Raw genomic sequence first — 20,690 nt, forward strand, 5'->3', positions numbered from 1 at the left:
GACCGAAGACCTCGTACTGCCTCCGGGGCGTGCTTCGGAAGTCGCCTGCCCCCCCCCGCTCAACGGGCTCGGCAACGCTGCGGTCACCGTCCTGGACAGGAAGTCTGGATCATCCCCGCTATCGCTGGCTTACCTCATCGTCCAAACGCGCGGGTTCTTCAGGCCGTTGGCCACCCGGATCGACACCAGCGTTGGGTCACTCCCGCTCCTGCAGGCGGCACGAGACGGCGGACAACATGCTCACCTCCCGGGCCGAGTCACTCCTACTCGCGCAGGCGCTACTTCGGGCTCCGTCCGATCCGGTTCGCCACCCTCGAGTCACTCCCGCTCGCGTGGGCTCCACGCCCAAGACACTCGTCGTCGACCGAGGCAAAGTCGAGTCACTCCCGCTTGCGCGGGCGTTACGGCGTATCGAAACGGGTGTTGAGCGAGAGCCGGGAGTCATCCCCGCTCGCGCGGGCGTCACTGGCATCCGGCGGTGCAGATCAGCTGGCCGGGCGAGTCATCCCCGCTCGCGCGGGCGTCACCCTCTCTGACCTGGGCAACCTAGCGCATTTGCCCGTCTTTTACTTGGGTCTGGGTAGAGGAATGGTGATGCGACCGACGATCTCGTACTGCTTCCAGGCATACTGCAGAAGTCGCCAGCCAGCCGATGACCTTGTTGCTGGCCCCCGGAAGCGACAGCCCGCCGCCTCGCGGCCGGATAGATCACGAGGTTTCCCACGGCCAACGCGGCAAAGACGCTGGACGCGGTGCTCCCGCTCGCGCGGGCGTTCCGCTCTTCCGTGACGCAGGCGAGCGATCTCCAGGCCACGGTAGGGGCTGCCGCATGTATGTGTCCGGCCGCGGTGTCCGCCGTCCGTTCCGGGAGAGTGGCAACCCGATGGCGCCCCGGGGTGCCGCCGCTCGTGCGGACGCTGCGTCTTCTGCTTGTTCGTCTTCTTACTGATGGTCGTGTCGCTCCCGCTCACGCGGGCGCTACCTGATCATCGACGTCACCGACCCGAAACCTGCCGAGTCACTCCCGCTCGCGCAGACGCTACTTCACCAAGGCCGCGCGGATCATCGTGCCCGTCGAGTCATCCCCGCTCGCGCGGGCGCTACCGGTGGCGAATCGTGGGCCGGGACGCGGTCGTCGAGTCATTCACGTTTCCGCGGACTGCACTGGCCTGGTTTATGAGTCGCTGGCTGAGCAACTCTGATACGTACGGACTGTACTACTTACGTTTAAAGTCTGCAGCCACGGAAGGCCAATTCAACTCCGCTCACGCAGGCTCCACCCCATTGTGGAAACGCACTGGAGTACGTCGCCGAGTCCCCCCGCTCGCGCGGGCGCTGCTGGTCGGCGCTGTGGGCCACCGCGAGCAGCGGCGGGTCACTCCCGCTCGCGCGGGCGCTGCCCTCTCCGGCCCGGCCGTTCTGGCATGGTATGCCTGTCATTTGCTTCTGACTGGCTGGGAGATGATGGCACACGGGACTGGATGCACGGCAGCAATCTCTGCTTTCTGGCGTTCGTGGTCTCGTGAGCAGCACAGGGTGGCAGCGTTGGGGGATGGGAGTTGTTGAGGATGCCCGGTACGACGGTGTTGACCGTCGTCCGTGGGGGAAGTTCGACCGCACGACGCTGAGGGTGTACTCGCTGCTGTTCCACCTGATCGATGTGGGGGCGGTGGCCGGGGTGCTGTGGGACCGGTTTGTGACCCCGAGCCAGCGTCGGGTCGTCAGCGCATGCCTCAACATGCCGCAGGAGCAGGCGCGTTCGGTGGTGTGTTTCCTGGCTGCCATGCACGACATCGGGAAGCTGATCCCGTATTTCCAGGCTCTCGAGCCTGCGGCGTATGTGCGGCTGGGGGAGGACCTGCTGGCAGACACGGGCCCGGTGGTGTATGTGCCGCACGCGCGTGCGTCGATGCATGTGGGGCTGCAGCTGCTGAGCGAACTGGGATTCGCCGTTGGCGGTAACGACAGTCCCGCCGTACGTGCAGCGCAGTGTCTGGGCGGGCATCATGGCCGGTTCCTGCAGCTCGACGTGGACGGGGCGGCGTCCGCCCGGCGGGTGGAGGCCACGTTGGGCGGGCCCGTGTGGCAGGATCTGCGTCGCCGCTACGCCCGGCTGCTGTGGCACCTGTTCGGCGTCGATGAGGCTCCGGAGCGGCTGTCGGTGGAGGCGGCCGTGCTGATCACGGGACTGACGATGGTTGCCGACCGGGTTGCGAGCCAGCGCCGGTACTGGGTGCCCAACGCGGACACGCCGTCCTTCGGCGCCGCCGAGCATTACACCCGCGCCCGCCGGCAGGCCGAGGAAGAAGTCGAGCGGCTCGGCCTCGCACGCTTCGCACTGGACCGGATCCCGTTCACCACCGCGCACCCGGGACTGGAGGAACCCAACGCTCTGCAGTGTTCCGTGATGGAGGAATTGCCGCGCCTGGTCGCCGAGCGGGGGAGCGGCATCGCGGTCGTCACGGACGCGATGGGCACGGGCAAGAGCGTGGCCGCGCTGGAGATGGCGCGGATCTTCAACGAGCACTGCGGTACCCAGGGCGTGACGTGGCTGCTGCCGGCGACGGCCGCCGCCGACCAGGCCTACGAAGTCCTGGACCAGTACGTGCGCGCCCACCAGCCCGAGTACGCGCCGGTGACGCTGGTGCACCACCACAGCGACCTCAACGAGGCATACACCGGCCGCCGCCTGTCCCCGGCGGACTCCACCGTCGTGGACGGGCCGCCCGACGACCCGTTCACCGACGACCAGGACGAACCCCCTGCCGACGACGAGAGCGAGTACGGTCCGGACGCCGCGGGGCCCGACCGGTGGCTGCGCGGACGGGACAACGCGCTGCTGGCCCAGTACACCGTCTCCACCACCGACCAGGCGCAGATGGCCGTCCTGCCCGTCCGCCACAGTGCGCTGCGCATGCTGGCCCTGTCGGGCAAGACCGTCGTGGTCGACGAAGCCCACGCACTGGACCCGTTCAGCCAGCTCCAGCTGCTGCGCCTGCTGCAGTGGCTGGGAGCCCTGAACTGCCCGGTCGTCCTGCTGTCGGCGACGATGCCCGCATCGACCGCCACCGACCTGGTGCGGGCCTACCTGTCGGGCGCCGGCCGTACCGGTCTGCACGGTGCCTCGTTCGCCTCCGGCTACCCCGGGTGGCTGTTCGCGGATGCGGCGACCGCCGCCGTCCACCGCATGCCCGAGCAGGCCCAGGACGAGCAGCGGGCCGCCCAGCGCAGGAGCGCACGCATCCACGTCCGCCCGGTCACCTACCGGCCCCTCGGGCCGGCAGGCCGTACGGTCGAAGCGGGGGAGCGCCTGGCGGTGATCGCCGACGTGCTCCAGCGGGTCATCCGCCACGGCGGGTGCGCGGCCGTGGTGTGCGCGACGGTCGGCGACGCGCAGGACACCTACCAGTACCTGCGCCGCATCTGGAGCGGCCCGCCTGACGACCTGGTCCTCGTCCATGCCCGGGTGAGGGGGCGGCGACGGCAGAGCACACTGGGAGACCTCCGCCACCGGCTGGGGCCGACGGGCCCGCGCCCGGCCCGGCGCGTCTTCGTCACCACCAGTCTCCTCGACGTGAGCCTGGACATCGACGTCGACCTGATGGTCAGCGACCTCGCCTCTGTGGCACGCCTGCTGCAGCGTCTGGGCCGTCTGGGCCGCTTCACACGCCTGTGGACCGGACAGGGGCGTCGGCCCGTCTGGTGGGACGGGGAGAACAGTCCGACGCTGACGGTGCTGCACCCGGTCAACTCCCGTGGCGCGACCGCCCTGCCGCCCGGCTGGGACACGGTCGAGCCCGCTGTCGCCCTCCATGAAACCGCCCGGCTCCTGCCGGCCCTGGAGAAACAACCGCTCGTCGTCCCCGACGACGTCCAGGCTCACGTCGAACAGGTCCACGGCGTCACCTCCGGTTTCGCAGCCCAGACGACGCGCCTGCAACAGATGGCCGCAGCCCACCAGGCCCGCACCAGCCGCCAGGAGCAGCTCAGCGCAGTCCACCTGGTACCCCCGCCCAAACGGGTCTCTTCCCTGGCCGACCTGCACCGCCAGCACCTCACCACCGCCCAGGCCGCCACCCGGCCAGGTGTCCTGCCCCGCCGGCTGCTGCCCTGTTACCGAAGTGCCGAGGGCACGCTGACGCTCGACGCAGCAGGCCTGCTTCCACTCCCGGACCCAGAACACCTCGGCCCGCGCCACCTGCGCAGCATCCTCGAACACTCACTGCCCGTCCCGGCCGCCTGGGTCGCCCGCGCTTCCGCCCGGCACCAGCCGCCCGCCAGCTGGAAGCAGCACCCCCTGCTCGCCGACATCGTGCTGCTGCCCACCGACTCCGTAACCCTTGAGAGTGAACATCAATTCGGCCAGCACTGGCTCCGCATGGACGAAGAACTCGGCCTCCAACACCGCAAACAGCAGTAATCACGATGCGTGAAGCCCAGCGCCAAAAGCATTACGCCATTACTTGATCGTCGTACTTTCTCACTGGTCGTGAGAGACGGCAGCGGCATGATTCGCTGTACCCGCGAGCCGTCGAACCCTCGACCGCACCTCGCGCATCCTTCCCCTCGCCCCACAAGGGCGCGGTGACGACTCCTTGCCCAGCCGTGCCTACGCGCGGCACGTGCGGCTGCGCATGCCCAGCCGGACCCAACCACCGGCCCAAAACACCGCCCTGGCCCCGGCACATCCCATCGCCCCAGGCATTCGCCGCACCTTCCGCTTCGGCCCCCTTTTTCGAAAGACACGCTCTTGTCTGCGTTACCTCCGCCCACCACCTCGTTCAGCGCGGCCGACCACCCCTGGATCGACGTCCGCACCGGCGGCCAGTACGACCAAGTGGGCCTGCGATCCCTGTTCCTGGACGCCCACCGCATCGACGATCTCGCTCTGCCTCAGCCCCCGGCGGCGTCAGCCCTCCTGCGGATCGCGGCCGTCATCACGGCCCGCATCACCGGTCTCGACGACCCCGAACTCACCGCCTCCCAGTGGAACACGCTTCGCCGCAGCCGCCTGGCCGAGGGCCGCTTCGACCCGGACGCCGTCCACACCTACTTCGACCAGCACGGCTGGGACGTCTTCGACCCCGTGCGGCCCTGGCTGCAGACCCCCTCACTGCGCACCGAGTGCGACCACAGCACCGGCATCAACGCCTTCGTGCCAGGGCGGCCCGCCGGCCACAACTTTGCCTGGTTCAGCCCGCACGGCCACCACACCGCCGAGCCCGTTCCCACCGCCGAAGCCCTGCACATCCTGCTCATCCACCACTACTACGGGCGTGCCGGCACCGGCACCCCCCGCACCCTCGAGGGCACCACCAGCGGCAAGCAGACCAGCGGACCCCTGCGCTCCAGCGTGTCCTTCCACCCGCTGGGCCGCACCCTGCACGAGACGCTCCTGGCCGGTGTGCCCGCCTTCACCGGTGACGACCAGCCGCCAGACGCGGACGCCTGTCCCTGGGAAGAGGCCGCGCCACCCGGCCCTCACGCCACACACCACCCCTTGGTGACCTGGCCGGGCCAGCAGCTGACCGGTCTGAGCCGGCACGCGATCCTGCTCGTGCCCGGCGACGACGGCACCACTGTCACCGACGCCTACGTCACCTGGGCTACCCAGGATCCCAAGCCCATCAGCACCGACCCCTACCTCGCCTACCGCATCATCCCCGAACGCAAGAACGTCGCCCAGCGCCGCACCCTCTACCGCGCCGACGCGTCCCGCGCGTGGTGGCGTGACCTCGAGACACTGCTCCTGGCCCCGGACGAACACGGCACACACACCCGGCCGGCCATCTTCGACACCCTCAACGACCTCCCCGAACCTGTGCGACGCAGCCTGCGCATCCGCGTCCACGGATTCGACCAGGACGGCAAAGCCACAGACCGGCAGTGGTACACCGCCATCACACCGCCTCTGCTGAACTGGACGCAGGAACACGACCCGGTCAAAGCCCAGCGCATCGCCGAGTTCTGCCGACAAGCCGAACAGACCGCACAGCAGCTGGCGACCGTCGCCAAACACGCCTGGGACACCGCCACCCACAGCCGCACCACTCAACCCCCCTGGGCGAACAGAGCACTGACCCGGTACTGGCCGAAGGCCGAGACAGCGTTCTGGCGGCTCCTGGAGGAACCCGACACCGCAGCCGCCACCGCCTTCGCCGACGCAGCCGCGGCCGCCCTGCGCGAGATCACCGAAGCCGCCCGGGCCCGCCACACCTCCGCGGCCCACGCCGTCGCCCACGCCGTCCGGGACCTCTACCGCCAGCCCGTCCCACCCCGGAAAGCCGCCTGATGCCCACCGCAGCCGAACACCATGCCTCCTGCGACGCATTCGTCGCCCACATCCACCTCCTGTGCGCCGAACCCGGCGTCCGCGTCCGCCTCAGCCGGGGGAGAGGCCGCCCCGTCGAGGAATGCGCCCCCATGGACCGCTACCTGGCCCGGCGCACCGCGCACCGCCAAGGACGCCGCGCCTACTACACCGTCGCAAGCCTCATCGCGATGGCCGGACCCCAGTCCCACACCCCCGGCGTCCGCCCCAACCCCGACGCCGGCCTCCTCAACCCCGAGGACGGCCCCGACGGCCTGCTCGTCGCCCCCGTCGAACCCGCCTCACCACCAAAGCCGGACCCGGCCGCCTGGTACGCCCGGCCGAACCTCGGCGCCACCCTCGCCACCGCCGTACGCCGGGCAGGCCACGGAGCCGAGCGCACCGAGAGCCTCCTCCATGTCCTGACCCGCCTCAGCGACGACCAGCTCCACCGCCGACTGCCCGCACCCGTCACACGGCTGCTGCAGGACGGCATCACCCCCGACTGGGCAGTCCTCCTGAACGACCTGGTGCAACGCCCCTACCGCCGTGACAAGGTCGGACTGCGCTGGCGCGACGCTTTCTACCTCGCCACTCCCGAACCCCAACGCACCTGAAGCACGAAGAGGCAGCAGCCGGCTCCGGCCAGCCCCTCCAGGGCCTGCCGAGGTCCCCGGCGCCCGCCAAACCCCACACCGGCGCCACGGCGCACGACTGGCCGGCCACCAGTACGGCGCCGGCCCCCCTCGTCCCTCTTGTTCCGGCAGCCCCGTCCCGTGGGCTGCACCAGCGGCATGCCCGCCGCCCCACCGCGAAAGAGCCCCTTCATGCACACCCCCGCACGCTTCCTCGACCTGCACATCCTGCAGCCCGTGACTGCGGCGAACCTGAACCGCGACGCCGACAACGACCCCAAGACCATCTCTTACGGGAACACGACCCGGGCCTTCGTCTCCCCCCAGGCGTGGAAGCGGCCCATCCGCCTCAACGTCGAGCAGGACCTGGGCGAGCACGCCGCCCGCACCCGCATGGTGCCGCCCCTCGTCGCCCGGAAACTGCAGGAAGCCCAGTGGCCCGACGACCTCGCCGCGTTCGCGGCGGCCCAGATCGTCCACTCGGCCAAGAAGGACGGCCTGCAGCACAACGACCAGGAGGGCTACCGCACCCAGGCCATGCTCTACCTCCCCAAGGACGTCATCGACGACCTCGTCGCCCTGTGCGAAAAGCACCGCACCGCACTCGAAGAAGCACTCGCCGCCCACAGGCCCAAGAAGCAGATCGCACCGGTCCTGCCCGCCAAAGACCTCGCCGCGCACCTGACCCGCCGCACCGCGAGCATCAACCTGTTCGGCCGGATGCTCGCCGAAATCCCCGCCGGCCACGTCGAAGCAGCCGTGCAGATGGCCCCCGCCTTCTCCGTGCACCAAAGCGACCCGCAGCCCGACTTCTTCACCGCAGTCGAAGACCTCCCCCAGGACGGGGACTCCGGCAGCGCCCACCTCCAGACTGCCTTCCTGACCACCAGCCTCTTCTACCGTTTCGCCACCATCAACATCACCGACCTCCGCGCGAACCTCGGATCCGGCGCTACCGCCGGCACGGTCAAGGATCTCGTCGAACTCTTCGTCCAGCACTTCATCCTCAGCATGCCCAGCGGCAAGAAGACCGCCACCGCACCGCACACCGTGCCCGACCTCGTCCACTACGCCGTCCGCGACCGCCGCTCCGTCTCCTACGGCGCCGCCTTCGAACAGCCCGTCACCGCCCCCGCCCAGGGCGGCTACACCGCCCCCGCCCGCCAGGCGCTCGCCGACTACGCCGCCACCATGAGCCGCCTGCTCGGCACCCGCCACCTCGTCGCCCACGGACACACGGGCACCCCGGCCAAGCCCGTCAAGGACCTTGGCGCCCGCCACACATCCTTCGACGACCTCGCCGCCGCCTGCGCCGCCGCCGCGACCGCCGATCTCACCCCCGCGGGCCGGCCGTGACCGGCCTGATCCTGCGCCTGGCAGGCCTGCTGCAGTCCTCAGGCGAACGCGGCGTCTTCCACTACCGCGACACCTGCGCCTTCCCCACCCGCTCCTCACTCATCGGCATGTTCGCCGCCGCCCAGGGCCGCCCCCGAGAGCACGCCCTCGACCCCTACCCCCACCTGAAGGCACCCGGTGACCCCACCGCCCCCAGCCACCGCGACCTGACCCTCACCCTCCGCATCGACCAGCCCGGCACCCCCTACCGCGACTACCACACCGTCGGCGGCGGCCGCCCCCGAGAGCAGGGCCTTCACACCGGCGAAGGCACCCGGCGAAAGGTCACCGCCGCCACCCTCGTCTCCCACCGCGACTACCTCACCGACGCCGTCTTCACCGTCGCCGTCACCGGCCCCGCCCTCCTCATCGGCCACATCGCCGAAACCCTCGAGCGGCCCCGCTTCGGACTGTTCCTCGGCCGACGCGCCTGCCTTCCCGACGAACCCCTCGTCCTCAACCCCGCCAGCCCCAACCCCGTCCAGGAACTCCGCACCCGCGTCCCCCTCACCCGCAGCCGGCCGCCCGGCCCCGCCGACACCCACCTGCCCACCACCTTCGTCTGGGAACACCCGCCCCCCGGAACCGACCCCGCCACACCGCCCGACCGGGAAAGCACCAGCGAACCCGTCAACCTCACCAGCCACGCCCGGCGCCACCTGCCACGCCCCCTGTGGATGACCACCGAAGCCCTGCCCGCCCACCTCTACACAGGACCCCGACCCATCCACGCCCTCACAACGTACAAGCACGGAGCACCCGCGTGACCAGCCTCTCCCGCCTCATCCTCGACCCCCGCCATCCCGCGGTCAGAGCAGACCTCGCCGACGTCGACAGCCTCCACAAGACCCTCATGCGCCTGATCCCCGACCACATCGGCCCCACCCCCCGAGCCAGGGCAGGCCTCCTGTTCCGCACCGAACCCGGACCCGACCCCGTCCTCCTCGTCCAAACTGCCAACCCGCCCGACCTCACCGCCCTGCCCACCCACTACGGCACCGCCCGCACCCTCGACCTCACCCCCCTGCTGAACTCCCTCACCCCCGGCCGCACGATGCGCTACCGCATCACCGCCGCACCCACCGTCGCCCGCTCCGCAGGCAACCCCACCCCCCACCCCGTCACCGGGAAACGCCGCGGCAAGATCACCCACCTCACCGGCGACGACGCCCTCGCCTGGTGGCAGCGCCGCGCCACCGCCGCCGGACTCGAACCCGTCACCATCACCTCCCTCCCACGCCCCTTCCCCCGCACCCGCGTGACGCGCTCGGCCCCCTACTTCACACTCACCCAGTTCGACGGCCTCGCCCGCATCACCGACACCACCCCCCTCACCGACGCCCTGAAGCACGGCATCGGCCGGGCCAAAAGCTACGGAGCCGGCCTCCTCTCCCTCGCCCCCGCCTGACCTTCCCAGACCAGAAGGCGCACCCTCCAGATGCCACACCCGCCCGACCACCAAGCCCTGCGCGCCGCCGCCATCCACCGCCTCTACACCCTCGAGCAGTCGGAGCGGCTCACCCGCGCCCGGATCGCCGGCGTCGCCGACGCATTCGGCGTCGATCCCCGCACCGTCGACCGCTGGCTCGCCAACGCCCGAGCCAACAACGGCACCTACCAGCCCCCCAGCCGCACCACCTTCGTCCTCACCCCGCACATGCTCGACGCGGTGACCCGCTGGCGCGGCAACGCCACCGCCGCATGGAAAGAACTACAAGCTGAAGGCCACCCCGTGCCCTCGCTGGCCACCTTCCACCGCGCCACGAACAAAGCCCTCACCCCCGGCATGCGGGCCGGCCTCCGCGCCGGCGAGAAAGCCCGCCGGCGCTTCGACGTCGCCGGTGAACGCGAACGCCACCACCGCAACTACGCCTGGGAAACCGACCACGTAGAAGCCAGCGTCAAAGTCCGCGTCGAAGGCCACATCCGCAAACCCTGGATCACCTTCTTCGTCGACTGCGCCACCTCGGCCATCTGCGGCCTCGCCATCAGCCCACAACGCCCCAGCCGCGAAGGCGTCCTCGTCGCCATCCGCGACGCCATCCTCATCGACGAACATCACGGCCCGTTCGGCGGCGTCCCCACCTACCTGCGCGTCGACGGCGGCAAAGAGTTCCTGTGCGCCACGGTTACCGAAGCACTCGGCGTCCTGGGAACCGAAATCATCGCCCTGCCACCCTTCACCCCCGAAGGCAAAGGCAACGTCGAAGCCGTCAACGGAGCCATCAAGAAGACCCTGTTCGCCGGCATGCCCGGCTACACCCACGCCCCCACCCTCCGCGGCGGCAAATCCGTCGACCCCGACCAGCCACTGCTCCACTTCGAAGCGTTCGTCGAACACGTCCTTACCTGGGTCCACCACTGGAACCACGAGAACACCCTCAAAAGCCTGGACGGCCGGACTCCCCGCCAGGCCTGGGACGCCGACCCCGCACTCATCGACACCGTCAGGGCCGAAGACCTCCACACCTACACCCTCGAACGCCACGGCAAACCCCTGACCATCAACAACAGCGGCGTCCGCTGGCGCAACCGCAACTACATCGCCGACTGGATGCACGGACGCGTCGGCGAGAAAGTCGACCTGCGCTACCTCCCGCACCACGACCACCGCGTCGAGCTCTACGACCCCCACACCGGCCGCCACCTCGGCCCCGCCACCATGACCGCACAAGCCACCCCGGAACAGGCCCTCAGCCTCAAACAAGCCCGGCGCCGCGAGGCCGACCGTCTGCGCGCCCAACTGAAAAGAGCCGAGAAGAACCGCAACGAACGCTACGCCGCCGCAACCCGCCCCGCCCCACCCGTCCCCCTGGACACGATGCCCGAAGAAGAAGCCCTCGAGCACCTGCGAACCCTCGACGGCTTCACCCCGGCCGCAGAAGCCCTGCCCGACCTCATCAAACTGCCCGAACCCGACGCCGCACTGACCCGGCCACTCGACCCCCGCACCACACCGCCATCCACCCCGCCCACACCACCCGAGGACCAGCCGTGAGCGCCCCCGCCACCTCGCCCCGCCCCAGCCAGCTCCCACCACCCAGCCAGGACCACTACCTCGGCCTCACCGGAGCCAACGCCATGGCCACCAAAGCCGTAGCCGAAACCGAAACCCGCATCCTCAAAGCCATCAAGCACAACGCCCTGGTCTGCATCCACGGACACGTCGGCCTCGGCAAAACCTTCGCCGTCCACACCGTCCTACGCCGCCACGCCCCCGAAACCACCGTACGGCTGCGCTACAACAACGGCGCCAACATGAACGAAATCCGCACCCAACTATGGCGCCGCCTCGACCTTCCCGGACCACCCCCGCAATCCGTCGGCCCCTGCGACCAGCAGATCCACGACGCACTCGAAGCAGAACCACGCGTCCTGCTCATCGACGAAGTACAAGGCCTCGGAACCAAAGCCCTGGAGTACTTCCGCACCCTGTGGGGCGACGACGCACGCCGCGCCCCCATCATCCTCGTCGGCAGCGGCAACGCCCGGCAGAAGATCCTCAACAACCCCGCCCTGCACTCCCGCATCCTCGACTGGTACCAGTTCAGCCCCCTCACCCCCACCGAAGTCCAGGCCGTCATCCCCGCCTACCAGCGCATCTGGGCCGACGCGCAGCCCGAACTGATCCTCTACACCGACGACATGGCAGGCCACGGATCATTCAGGAACTGGGCACGAATCACCCTCCTCCTCCACGACGCCCTTGAAAACAACCCCGGCCTGACCCTCAGCAAGGACCTCATCCGCTGGGTACTCAGCCGCATCGATCCCACCACTCGCCACACTCCGCAACGCGGGTGACCGCGCTGGCTCTCGGCCGCCACTGGCCGCCGTACCGCCCGAGCCGTGCCGAGCGCGGTTCACCTATGCCGATCCACGAACCGCCACACATGTACGGGAAGTACATGTCCTGTCTCCCCGCAGAGCGTCAGAGGAGCCCGGCTGAGGCCAGGGGCGCTGGGCACATGCGGTCGACCTCGTCGTAGATCCGGGCGCGCAGCTGCGCTCACTCCTCGGTGAGCTGCAGACTTCCGTAGCGCGTCTCGTAGAGGGCCGGGCGTTGTGCGGGATGTGCGGTCCGCTTGGACACCTCCGCCTGACCATGCCAGCACGAGGACGACGTCTGGCTGACGGAAGCGGCTACCCCGCCACGTACAGCAGGGGAGCAATGCAGAACCCGCCAACCGATGTGAAGGACAGCGCCCCAGGCCGGGTGGGGGAGCTCGCGCTCCGGGCGGTGTCGGCGTCGATGACGATCATGTGCTGCTCACGAACGGCACGGGGCTTCTTCTGAGTGGCGTGGCGTCGGTATGCCTCTGCATCCGACGCGCTGTCCGACTCGTGTACCACCGCAGCTCGTGCCGAATCCGCTCTCCTGGGTCGAGGTCGTGCAGCAGGGCGGCCGCGAGGACTTCGCCGCTCACCAGGCCGGGGATCTGCCGTTGCTGGGACACGGCGGCTTCCAACGTAGGGATGGTCTCCGCGCCCTCGTCCACCCTGGTCCTGGTTGACGCCGCCCTCGGCGAGGCCGGGCTCGAATTCAGCTGTCCCAGGGAACAGTGCGGGGCGTGTCGAAGCAGCCCCGGCGTCAGGTGTCGCGTTCCAGGAGGATCAGGGGGGTGCCGGCTCTGGCTGTGCGGCGCAGGGCTGTGCCGGGCTGCAGTGCTTTCGCAGCGAGTTGGTAGCCATCGGATCCGTCGTCGCAGGAGGTGAGCCCGTGGCGGGTGGCGAAGACGAGGGGTTCGTTCTGTGCTGCGATGGTGTACCCGCGTCTGCGGTACCAGCGCATGATGGGGAAGGCCCCGACGCGGATCTTGGCGAGAGCCAGGTGGGTTCCGTTGGCGCGCGCGGTGTTCTCGGCCTCCTGGAGCAGGACGGTCCCGACGCCCTGGGTGCGGTGGGATTCTGCGACGGCGAGGAGTTCGATCTCGACGAGGGAGTGGATCAGGCTGTTGCGGTGGGGCGACGGTTGTTGCTGAAGCCACCGGATCGGGGGCGTGGCGTACAGCATTCCTGAAACGGCCTCGCCGGTCCGGGCGACCCAGCACTGTCCCTGCCCGTACGGGAGCGGCACGCAGCCGCCGTGGTGGTCGATGGCTGCGGCCAGGGGAGAAAGGGGACCGTCCGCCGGCAGGGGGCTGTCCTGGAGGGCGAGTGCGCCCAGGGCTGCTGCCGCTTGCCCCTCTCCTCGGGCTGCGAGAGCAACTGCGGCGCGGCGGGTGCGGGCCTGGTCGGTCATGGGGGCACCTTATGACGGGGCGCGGCGCGGCCGTGTTCGACTGCTGGTTCATGCAAGTGCCGCCAGGACGGGAGCGGTGGCCCGCTTTGGAGCTTCTCCTGGCTGACCGTGGCCGCGCCTCGTGCCCCTCGCATCGATTGGACCCAAAGACCGACCAGGCGGGCGGTAGAAGCCGCCTGGCTGTCAGGCCGCAGACCGACGGTCCCACCAGACATCTGGCGGACCAAAGACGTCGGCAGAACTCTCACACGCCGATTCACCTGTGCCGTGCCGTGCCTGACGGTGTGCAAGTTATCTATTGGGACTGACATTCTCAGTGGGTAATGGCTGGAATCTTCAGAGTGGTGGAGTCGGTGCGCCTGCCACACTCTGTCCGTGAATCCCACGGCGGCCATGCGCCTGCTTCTTTCTCCGATCACCTGTACGAAAGCAGTACGCTTGATGCGAAAATCCGGGTGGTCCCTGTCCTTCGACGTGGCATGGCGGACCGCTCGAATCGCCTCCCATCCCGACGAGCTGGTCTACCGCGAGGCCGGCCACCGTACACACCTGGCATCGGGCACGACGTCAGCTCATGTGTCACCGCCCCCTCGCGAACCACAGTAACCACTTCACAATCACCGTTCGCACGAACTCGAAGAGCGTTCGAATAGAGCCTCGGGGCTGCAGGGAAGTGGCCTATTTAGGAGTCCCTTTCGCGCCATGGGTGCTGGAAGCGGTGCGGACGCCACCGTCTCGGAGGTAAGAAGAGCACGCGTATTCCAGTTCTTGGTCGTCGCTTTCCGGGGGGAAGCCATGAATGACGCCGCAGACCTCTCTCTTATCGCTGGCAGTGCACTGCCAGCGGCCTTCACCTTCCTGTTCCAGCGGCTGCAGACGGCCCTGGAACGCCGTCGCTCAGCGCGGACAGAGCAGCCGGAACACGCCCCGGACGTTCCCACGGAACTGGTCGGCAGACTCCAACTGCCGCTCAGGATCGACGAGGACGAACTCGCTGACCACGCCCCGGTGCTGGAGGCCCTGGCACTCGGACTGCGACGCTACGACCGGGACCCCCACCTGGTCACCGCACACGATGCCGACCTGATGCAGGCGCTCGGAAAGGTGCGTGAAGGACTGGAGCACGTTTACGGCCAGCGGTTCACCTTCCAGGGGGAGACGCGACAGAGCAGCGGCCCCCTCAGTGTCCAGCACTACGACACCGTGACCGGCGAGGTGATCGGCATGGAAGCAGGGCAGGCGATCCTCGGCGCCGCCACGAGCACGATCAGGGCCGGAAGTGTCGAAGCCGGGGGCAGGGTCGTCGGGATGAAAGCCCCGATCATCGACGGCCGCAGCTGACGGACTGCCCTTGCTTGTCTCCCCTCTGCTCTCTCCCGAGGAGGAACCCAGCGCATGACCCAGCCCGTCTTCGACGACTCACCTGCAGGGCCCGCCGAGGACCTACCGCAGTCCGTGGACGAGAAGGACGCACGACAGCCCCCGACGGATTCCGGCACCTTCAGCACACGGGTGCCCTCACCTTCTCCCGCCCCGGACCCGGCTGCCGCCACTCATCCCGCGGCGTACCCGGCACACACCACGGCAGAATGGTCGAAAGTCAGTCCGGTGCGTACAGAGGACACCGACAGTACCCCCGGCGCCGGCGAGGGAGACGACGCGAGCGGGGAGGAGCCAACGACGGACACACAGCCAGCCACCCCCGGTGAGCCGACGGCCGTCATCCTTCCCGCCACCGCCGACGCCACCACACCCCCCAGCGCTGCGGACAGCTCCGACGAGGCACCCGCCTCCCCAGGCGGGGCCTACGCCGACGTTCACGCCGACACCAACCACGGCACCATGATCGGACAGTTCTTCGAGGCAGTGGAACGCCTCAGCGGTGCCCCCCTGCCCCCTCAATGGGTGGACCAGGAACTCGCCGACTACGTATCGGTGAAGAACGAGGAGGAACTCGCCCGCCGGCTGCAGGACGACCGCGTCGTCGTACTTTTCGCAGATCACTTCGGCAGCGGCCGGTGGACGACCGCGCTGCGTCTGCTGACGACGCTTCCCAGCCAGCCCCGCACCTTGAGGCGGATCCGCCGTGAGCCCGGCGACGCCTTCAGCACCGAAGGCATCAGAGGTCACAAACGCACCGGCTGGATCCTGGACCTCCGAGATCCGGACGACAGCATCCCTGCCACTTGCGACTTCGGCCTCGAACTCCGCCACACCGCGGACCTGGACGCGGATGACTCCCATCTCGTCGTGCTCATCAGCACCCGTCTGTGGCACCAGATCGGACACGGAGCCGGCCACCTTGCACGCACCCCAACCCCTCCGGCCCAGACCACACTGTTCGCCGCCCTCCTGCAGTCCGCCGGCATCGAGCACGCGAAGGACTTCGCCGCCGACCACCGCCTGACCGAACAACTGGCCAACCTACGACCAGGACAGGTCAAAGAGCACGCCCAGACGCTCATCCGCGCCGCACACCACTACCGCAGCGCCACCGGCAGAGGAACCGACCCAGAAAGCCCAGGTTTCGAAGCGGTCGTCGCAGCCGCCGCCAACGCCACCTCCGGATGGATGGGCGTGCTCGCCACCTGGCACTCCCACCCACAGAGAACCAGCTACGACCGCAACTACCTGCTCCTGACCGCCGTCTACGGCGGAGAACCCATCGACAGCGTCCACACCAAGATCGCTTCTCTCTCACAGGCCTTCGACGAGAAGGAGCCGGCCGGAGCACGGCCCAAGGGCCAGCAGGGACCGGGCCTGATCCAGCTGGCACGGCAGATCGAGGCCGATCCGCTCCCCGACGGCCGTCTGCGCTTTCCCGGGCCAGGATTCGCCGAGGCCGTCGTCCGCTACTTCTGGCGTGACCGGCCCGAACTCATCACCCCATTCACCCGGTGGACAGCGAAACTCTGTCTTGACATCGGAAAGAAACAAGGCACGCAACTCGCCGAACGCATGATCCCCTGGGCGCTGCACGACCTCCAAGCCTCCCGCTCCACCAAACTGCTGCGCCAGGTGGCCGACGACTGGGCACAGGAAGACGCCCTGGCCCCCCACGCACACGACCTCATCGTCGCCGCCATACTCGACCCACAGACTGCACAACTAGTCAAGAACGCTGCCGACCGCTGGACCGGCCAGTCGGACACCAGCCCACCGCTCCTGCGGACCCTCGCCCACGTCTTCCAAACCCTCACCCCCGCACAACCCGCACGCATGCTCCGCCGACTGGGCACCCTCGCCTCCTCCCAGAAACCAGGGGTCGCGGACGCCGTCGGTGAAGCTCTCAACACCCTGTTCAGCAGCGAAAAACTCCGCCCCCAGGTCCGCCAGACACTCGACTCCTGGTTCACCAGCACCGACCAGGCCCTGCAGCATGCCGCGGCCAGCGCCTTCGTACACCTCGCCGCACAACGCGACCCGGCCGGCCTCCCGGCCCTGCTGCATACATCGGATGCCGAAGCAGCCCCCTGGGTCGTCCGCGGCTGGAGGACCACGCTCGAGGCCGAAAAGCCCAGCCCCGCCGCACACCACGCCTGTGCCGTCTGGCTCGACGCGGCCACGACACGACCGGACACCACGGAACGCATCCTCTCCACGCTGATCCGGTCCGTTCACGGCGTCACCGGCCACGATCTGCGGGGCCAGCGCTACCTCAATCTCGTCCGCATGGCCGAACGATGGCTCATCCGGAACGACACCACCCACCACCACGACCGCGAGCACATCCACACCATGCTCATGCACCGCACCAAGCAGGCAGACCCTCACTACAGCCAGCACGACAGAGAGGACGCCTCGACGGGTGACTAGGATCCGGCTCTGGCCGGGACGGCAGGGCACGCTGACAGCAACATTCACGGCTGCCAGCACAGAGGCCGATTTCCGCTTCGACGTGCACGCCGAAGGACGCTGGCAGGCCACACGCCGAGGCCATCACGACCCCGCCGCATCCGCGACCTGCCATGTCATCGACGAAACGAAACGGCTGGCAGCCGAACACTCGGTCCTCGCCGCAGCAGAACTGCAGCATCGACTCAACGCACTCCTCGGCCGGCCAAGACAACTGCGCGAGACCACCGTGAACCTCAACTGGGCACACGTACTGGTCCACGTCGACCCAGAGACTCAGCACGTGGCCCACACCCGCCTTCGCCTGCGCGCCCGAGCACAAACGCAGTGGGAACTCAAGCAGATGACGATGGCCCAAGCCGAAACCTACCGAGACCAACTGCGCGAAGACCCCAACCTGCTCGTGGCGCAGCTCCTCCTCCACTCACCCCAAGCGGTCACCCAGCAAACCCTGGAAATACTCCCCCAGATCGCCAGTTCCGTAGCCGCCTACGCCCCCGGTGCCAGGTGGGTGCAGACAGCGCTCCTACTCGACAAGTGGTTCGCGGACCTGCCGACCGACGCCAAGAGATTCATCATCGACCGCCTCAGTACCACCCTCACCGAATTCGGTGGCGAAGCCATCGCACAACAACTGAGAGATGCCCACGCCACGTCGGTACCGGCTGAACACCCCACTCAAGGGGAGGGCTCAGACCGCAGTCCGGCCGGCCTCAACGGCTACGATCACCACAGCGGATGACGAACGAGACACGATGCTCCCGCCCTGCCAATCGGCCACCTATATGCCACCGGGACGTCAGCGGCGCGCGGGCGAGGCCATGTGCGCTGGACGCATGCGGTCGAGCTCGTCGTAGATCCGGGCGCGCAGCTGGGCCCGCGGCTCGGTAAGCTGCAGACGTCCATAGCGCGTCTCGTACCTGGCCAGGCGGGCCCGGATGTGCCGGTAGAGGTCGGGGTGACGGCGGACAAGCTCGTTGTAGGCCTGATCCCCGGCCTTCTTCAGGAGTTCGTAGCTGGGGTCACGGCGCTCGGCCAGGGACATCCCGTCGTTGAGCGAGGTGATCAGCCGCACAGATTCCGAGCGGCGCTGCAGCAGGGCGGCGAACATACGCCGCCGGTCGTGAAGCCGCCGAAGCTGTGCGTCACTTCGCGGCCGGCTGGTGAGGGCGAGATCGTGCAGGTGCTTGGTGTGGGCATTGTTAGCACTCGGGGCCATCTCCACCAAGGTCTCGGTGAGTTGGTCGCGCCACCGGTTGAGCAGCAGCGGGTGGCACAGTGCGTCCTCGCGTGCGTCCTGTTGCGCGGCGTCGGCAACGATGCGCCGCCGGAAGGCCGGTCCGTCGAGCTCAAGCAGCTCGTGCACCACGTCGTTGACGGGGGCGGCGAGCCATCCGTTGTCGATGCAGCGCGTGATCTTTTCCGGGATAGAGCGGATGTGGACGGTGGCCGAGGGCGCGAGTCCCTTGTCTGTCGCGAGGCGGCGTACGAGGGCCTCCTTCTCGTCCGGGAGGTAGCGGCCCAGCCACGCCCGGGCCAGGCGCCGGGAGTCGTCGGTGGGTGCGGGAAAGGGAAGGATCCCTGCGGCGGTGAGCTCCGCGATGCGCTGGTTCTTGAGGCGTCGCTCCGTATCGCGCAGCCGGTCCCGCACTGCCCGCTCCTGAGCGGCCAGGTCCTCGATCTCCTCGGGGCGGCCGCCGGACAGGACGCGGACCTCGCGCCGGAGCTGCCGGTCGTGCATCGCGTAGGTGAGGGCGTCGATACTCTGCTCGATGCGGTCGGGGCCGAAGAGCAGCTCGTCCAGGCCGGTGCGCTGCAAGCCGCATGCGTGGGCGGTGACCACCTTGGCCAGGTCGAGGAAGCTTACGTTCACCAGGTCCGCGAGTTCGTGCAGGGGGAGCCGCCACGGCTGCGGGTGCGGGGCAGGGGTGGCTGTGAGGCCGGGACCGGAGAGCGGGGGAGCGGCCTGGTGGCGGACAGGCCGCTCGTGCGGTTCGGTGAGGTCCAGGGCGAAGCGCATCTTCACATAGCGGATGGTGCGGCCGCGGTGCAGCACGGTTGTGGGGCGGTCCCACAGGGTCCGGCACGGGGCGCGCCTGGCAGCCCCGCAGGTTGGGCACGCGATCGTCGTGACCTCGCTGGAACGCAGATTCCACAGGGCCCGCCGCGTCGGGGAGGTGTCGAGTGCAGCGTCGGCCCGCGCGGAGTCGTCAAAGCTGGAGCACATGTGCCGGAGGCTGCCAGGCACAGCTCGCCTTCTGACCGGGCCACGCCGCGCAGGCGTCGTGCAGGCCCCGGAAGCCAGTCTTCGCGTTCCAATCGTGTACTCACGTTCGCATTGTTGCCGCACTATCGGGTGAACTCGTGCCGGGGAGTCTCCCTAACGGGCCCTGGTGCGCACCTTGACATGCATGCCGTTCGCGACCGTGCTGGGCGCCCGCCCGTCCGCACGTCGGGGCCTCTGCTCGCCTGACTCGGGCGTCGCGGCGTCTTCGGTCTGGTGACTGGCACCGGGCCCCGAAGCAGTGGACAGGAACCCCGGCAACCCGGCCGTGCCAAGATCCCGTCAGGGCCAGCCAATCTGCCCACTACAGGTGCCATCGACGCAAGCCGCTTCCCGGGCAGACGGGAGCCAACGGTCGGCGCGCCGGGACCTCCCATACCGGCCCCGAGGACGGAGCTGCTCAGCGGCGGTGTACTGCGCGGGCGGCGGCAAGTTCGGCCTGTACGCGCCGCACCCGACCCCTGGGGAAGACCTCCAGGCCCAGCCAGGTGCCCGCTTCCACGTCGTTGCCGGACACGAGCCACACCGGCACGCCGTCGATCAAGGCGCGCAAGCACATGTCGGAGGTGCCGCCGCCACCGGCATTAAAATGATCATGAAATGCGATCACGAGGCCCGGCCGCTCGTGCAGCAGCATCCGCGTGTTCCGCTCCGGTCCCGCCATCCGCCAGTCGTGCGGGCGCTCACGCCGCACTGCAGCCCAGTCGACCGGGTGACACCGGTGGCGGTCTGCCCCCAGTCCGTGACGGCGGCACCAGCGGCACGCAGCAGCATCCGCTCCGGTCGCCGAGCCCTCGATAACCACGAGCCTGTCGCCATAGCGTCTTGAGAGCCGGCCCAGGACTGTCGCTACGGCAGAAGGCCACGGCCAGCGGCGGCTCCCGCACATCAGCACCCGGCCCTCCATCAGCTCCGGCACACCTCTCACCCGCCCTTCTGGGCCAGCGTTGCATGTGGCACTGACAGCAG

General features: G+C 69.0%; 14 protein-coding genes and 1 pseudogene. 11 read left to right on the plus strand and 4 right to left on the minus strand.

Going from position 1 to position 20,690, the window contains the following annotated elements:
- Positions 1-1,552: 1,552 nt before the first annotated feature.
- The 8 genes from ACIBCJ_RS04895 (at position 1,553) to ACIBCJ_RS04930 (ending at position 12,144) form a co-directional block, all read left to right on the plus strand.
- Entirely contained in the window at positions 1,553-4,420 is a 2,868-nt protein-coding gene (locus tag ACIBCJ_RS04895) for a CRISPR-associated endonuclease Cas3'' (RefSeq protein WP_365980971.1), read from the plus strand.
- Between the two features lie 330 nt (positions 4,421-4,750).
- Complete coding sequence (gene casA / locus ACIBCJ_RS04900; protein WP_365980970.1) at positions 4,751-6,292, plus strand: type I-E CRISPR-associated protein Cse1/CasA; 1,542 nt, start codon at positions 4,751-4,753, stop codon at positions 6,290-6,292.
- Positions 6,292-6,927 (plus strand): type I-E CRISPR-associated protein Cse2/CasB, encoded by a 636-nt coding sequence (gene casB / locus ACIBCJ_RS04905; protein ID WP_365980969.1) that lies wholly within the window; start codon positions 6,292-6,294, stop codon positions 6,925-6,927. The genes casA and casB overlap by 1 nt, the downstream gene beginning before the upstream one ends.
- 210 nt (positions 6,928-7,137) lie before the next feature.
- A complete protein-coding gene (cas7e, locus tag ACIBCJ_RS04910; RefSeq protein WP_365980968.1) occupies positions 7,138-8,301 on the plus strand; it encodes a type I-E CRISPR-associated protein Cas7/Cse4/CasC in 1,164 nt (387 codons plus the stop codon).
- Positions 8,298-9,107 carry a type I-E CRISPR-associated protein Cas5/CasD gene (gene cas5e / locus ACIBCJ_RS04915; protein ID WP_365980967.1) on the plus strand — a complete coding sequence of 270 codons (810 nt, stop codon included), beginning with the start codon at positions 8,298-8,300 and terminating at the stop codon, positions 9,105-9,107. Before cas7e ends, cas5e begins: the two co-directional genes overlap by 4 nt.
- A complete protein-coding gene (gene cas6e / locus ACIBCJ_RS04920; protein WP_365980966.1) occupies positions 9,104-9,748 on the plus strand; it encodes a type I-E CRISPR-associated protein Cas6/Cse3/CasE in 645 nt (214 codons plus the stop codon). Before cas5e ends, cas6e begins: the two co-directional genes overlap by 4 nt.
- Before the next feature lie 30 nt (positions 9,749-9,778).
- The gene (locus ACIBCJ_RS04925) at positions 9,779-11,338 is read left to right on the plus strand and encodes a Mu transposase C-terminal domain-containing protein (RefSeq protein ID WP_365980965.1); all 1,560 of its coding nucleotides are present in this window, start codon (positions 9,779-9,781) and stop codon (positions 11,336-11,338) included.
- The gene (locus ACIBCJ_RS04930; RefSeq protein WP_365980964.1) at positions 11,335-12,144 is read left to right on the plus strand and encodes an ATP-binding protein; all 810 of its coding nucleotides are present in this window, start codon (positions 11,335-11,337) and stop codon (positions 12,142-12,144) included. Before ACIBCJ_RS04925 ends, ACIBCJ_RS04930 begins: the two co-directional genes overlap by 4 nt.
- A 787-nt stretch (positions 12,145-12,931) precedes the next feature.
- On the opposite strand, the gene ACIBCJ_RS04935 is transcribed toward ACIBCJ_RS04930, so the two are convergent.
- On the minus strand, positions 12,932-13,582 hold the full coding sequence (locus ACIBCJ_RS04935) for a GNAT family N-acetyltransferase (protein ID WP_365980963.1): 651 nt from the start codon (positions 13,580-13,582) through the stop codon (positions 12,932-12,934).
- Between the two features lie 702 nt (positions 13,583-14,284).
- On the opposite strand from ACIBCJ_RS04935, the gene ACIBCJ_RS04940 reads away from it, so the two are divergent.
- The 3 genes from ACIBCJ_RS04940 (at position 14,285) to ACIBCJ_RS04950 (ending at position 18,179) form a co-directional block, all read left to right on the plus strand.
- Entirely contained in the window at positions 14,285-14,923 is a 639-nt protein-coding gene (locus tag ACIBCJ_RS04940; RefSeq protein ID WP_365980962.1) for a hypothetical protein, read from the plus strand.
- 564 nt (positions 14,924-15,487) lie between these two features.
- Positions 15,488-17,398: a hypothetical protein gene (locus tag ACIBCJ_RS04945; protein ID WP_365980961.1), complete on the plus strand. Its 1,911-nt coding sequence runs from the start codon at positions 15,488-15,490 to the stop codon at positions 17,396-17,398.
- On the plus strand, positions 17,391-18,179 hold the full coding sequence (locus ACIBCJ_RS04950) for a hypothetical protein (RefSeq protein ID WP_365980960.1): 789 nt from the start codon (positions 17,391-17,393) through the stop codon (positions 18,177-18,179). The genes ACIBCJ_RS04945 and ACIBCJ_RS04950 overlap by 8 nt, the downstream gene beginning before the upstream one ends.
- Positions 18,180-18,236: 57 nt before the next feature.
- On the opposite strand, the gene ACIBCJ_RS04955 is transcribed toward ACIBCJ_RS04950, so the two are convergent.
- The 3 genes and pseudogenes from ACIBCJ_RS04955 to ACIBCJ_RS04965 all read right to left on the minus strand — a co-directional run.
- Positions 18,237-19,493, minus strand: coding sequence for a hypothetical protein (locus tag ACIBCJ_RS04955; protein ID WP_393518034.1), 1,257 nt, complete (start codon positions 19,491-19,493; stop codon positions 18,237-18,239).
- Between the two features lie 628 nt (positions 19,494-20,121).
- Positions 20,122-20,358: a hypothetical protein gene (locus ACIBCJ_RS04960; protein ID WP_365981100.1), complete on the minus strand. Its 237-nt coding sequence runs from the start codon at positions 20,356-20,358 to the stop codon at positions 20,122-20,124.
- Between the two features lie 99 nt (positions 20,359-20,457).
- Positions 20,458-20,628 (minus strand): annotated as a pseudogene (locus ACIBCJ_RS04965) (SLOG family protein); the annotation flags it as partial.
- Positions 20,629-20,690 lie beyond the last annotated feature (62 nt).

Origin of the sequence: Streptomyces sp. NPDC051136 (genome assembly GCF_044455745.1) — a bacterium.
Lineage (GTDB): Bacteria > Actinomycetota > Actinomycetes > Streptomycetales > Streptomycetaceae > Streptomyces.

Excerpts from the sequence above, each read along its gene's own strand:
- ACIBCJ_RS04895 (WP_365980971.1), top strand. The coding sequence starts at position 1,553 with ATGGGAGTTGTTGAGGATGCCCGGTACGACGGTGTTGACCGTCGTCCG.
- casB (WP_365980969.1), top strand. The coding sequence starts at position 6,292 with ATGCCCACCGCAGCCGAACACCATGCCTCCTGCGACGCATTCGTCGCC.
- cas7e (WP_365980968.1), top strand. The coding sequence starts at position 7,138 with ATGCACACCCCCGCACGCTTCCTCGACCTGCACATCCTGCAGCCCGTG.
- ACIBCJ_RS04925 (WP_365980965.1), top strand. The coding sequence starts at position 9,779 with ATGCCACACCCGCCCGACCACCAAGCCCTGCGCGCCGCCGCCATCCAC.
- ACIBCJ_RS04935 (WP_365980963.1), bottom strand. The coding sequence starts at position 13,582 with ATGACCGACCAGGCCCGCACCCGCCGCGCCGCAGTTGCTCTCGCAGCC.
- ACIBCJ_RS04940 (WP_365980962.1), top strand. The coding sequence starts at position 14,285 with ATGGGTGCTGGAAGCGGTGCGGACGCCACCGTCTCGGAGGTAAGAAGA.
- ACIBCJ_RS04960 (WP_365981100.1), bottom strand. The coding sequence starts at position 20,358 with ATGCTGCTGCACGAGCGGCCGGGCCTCGTGATCGCATTTCATGATCAT.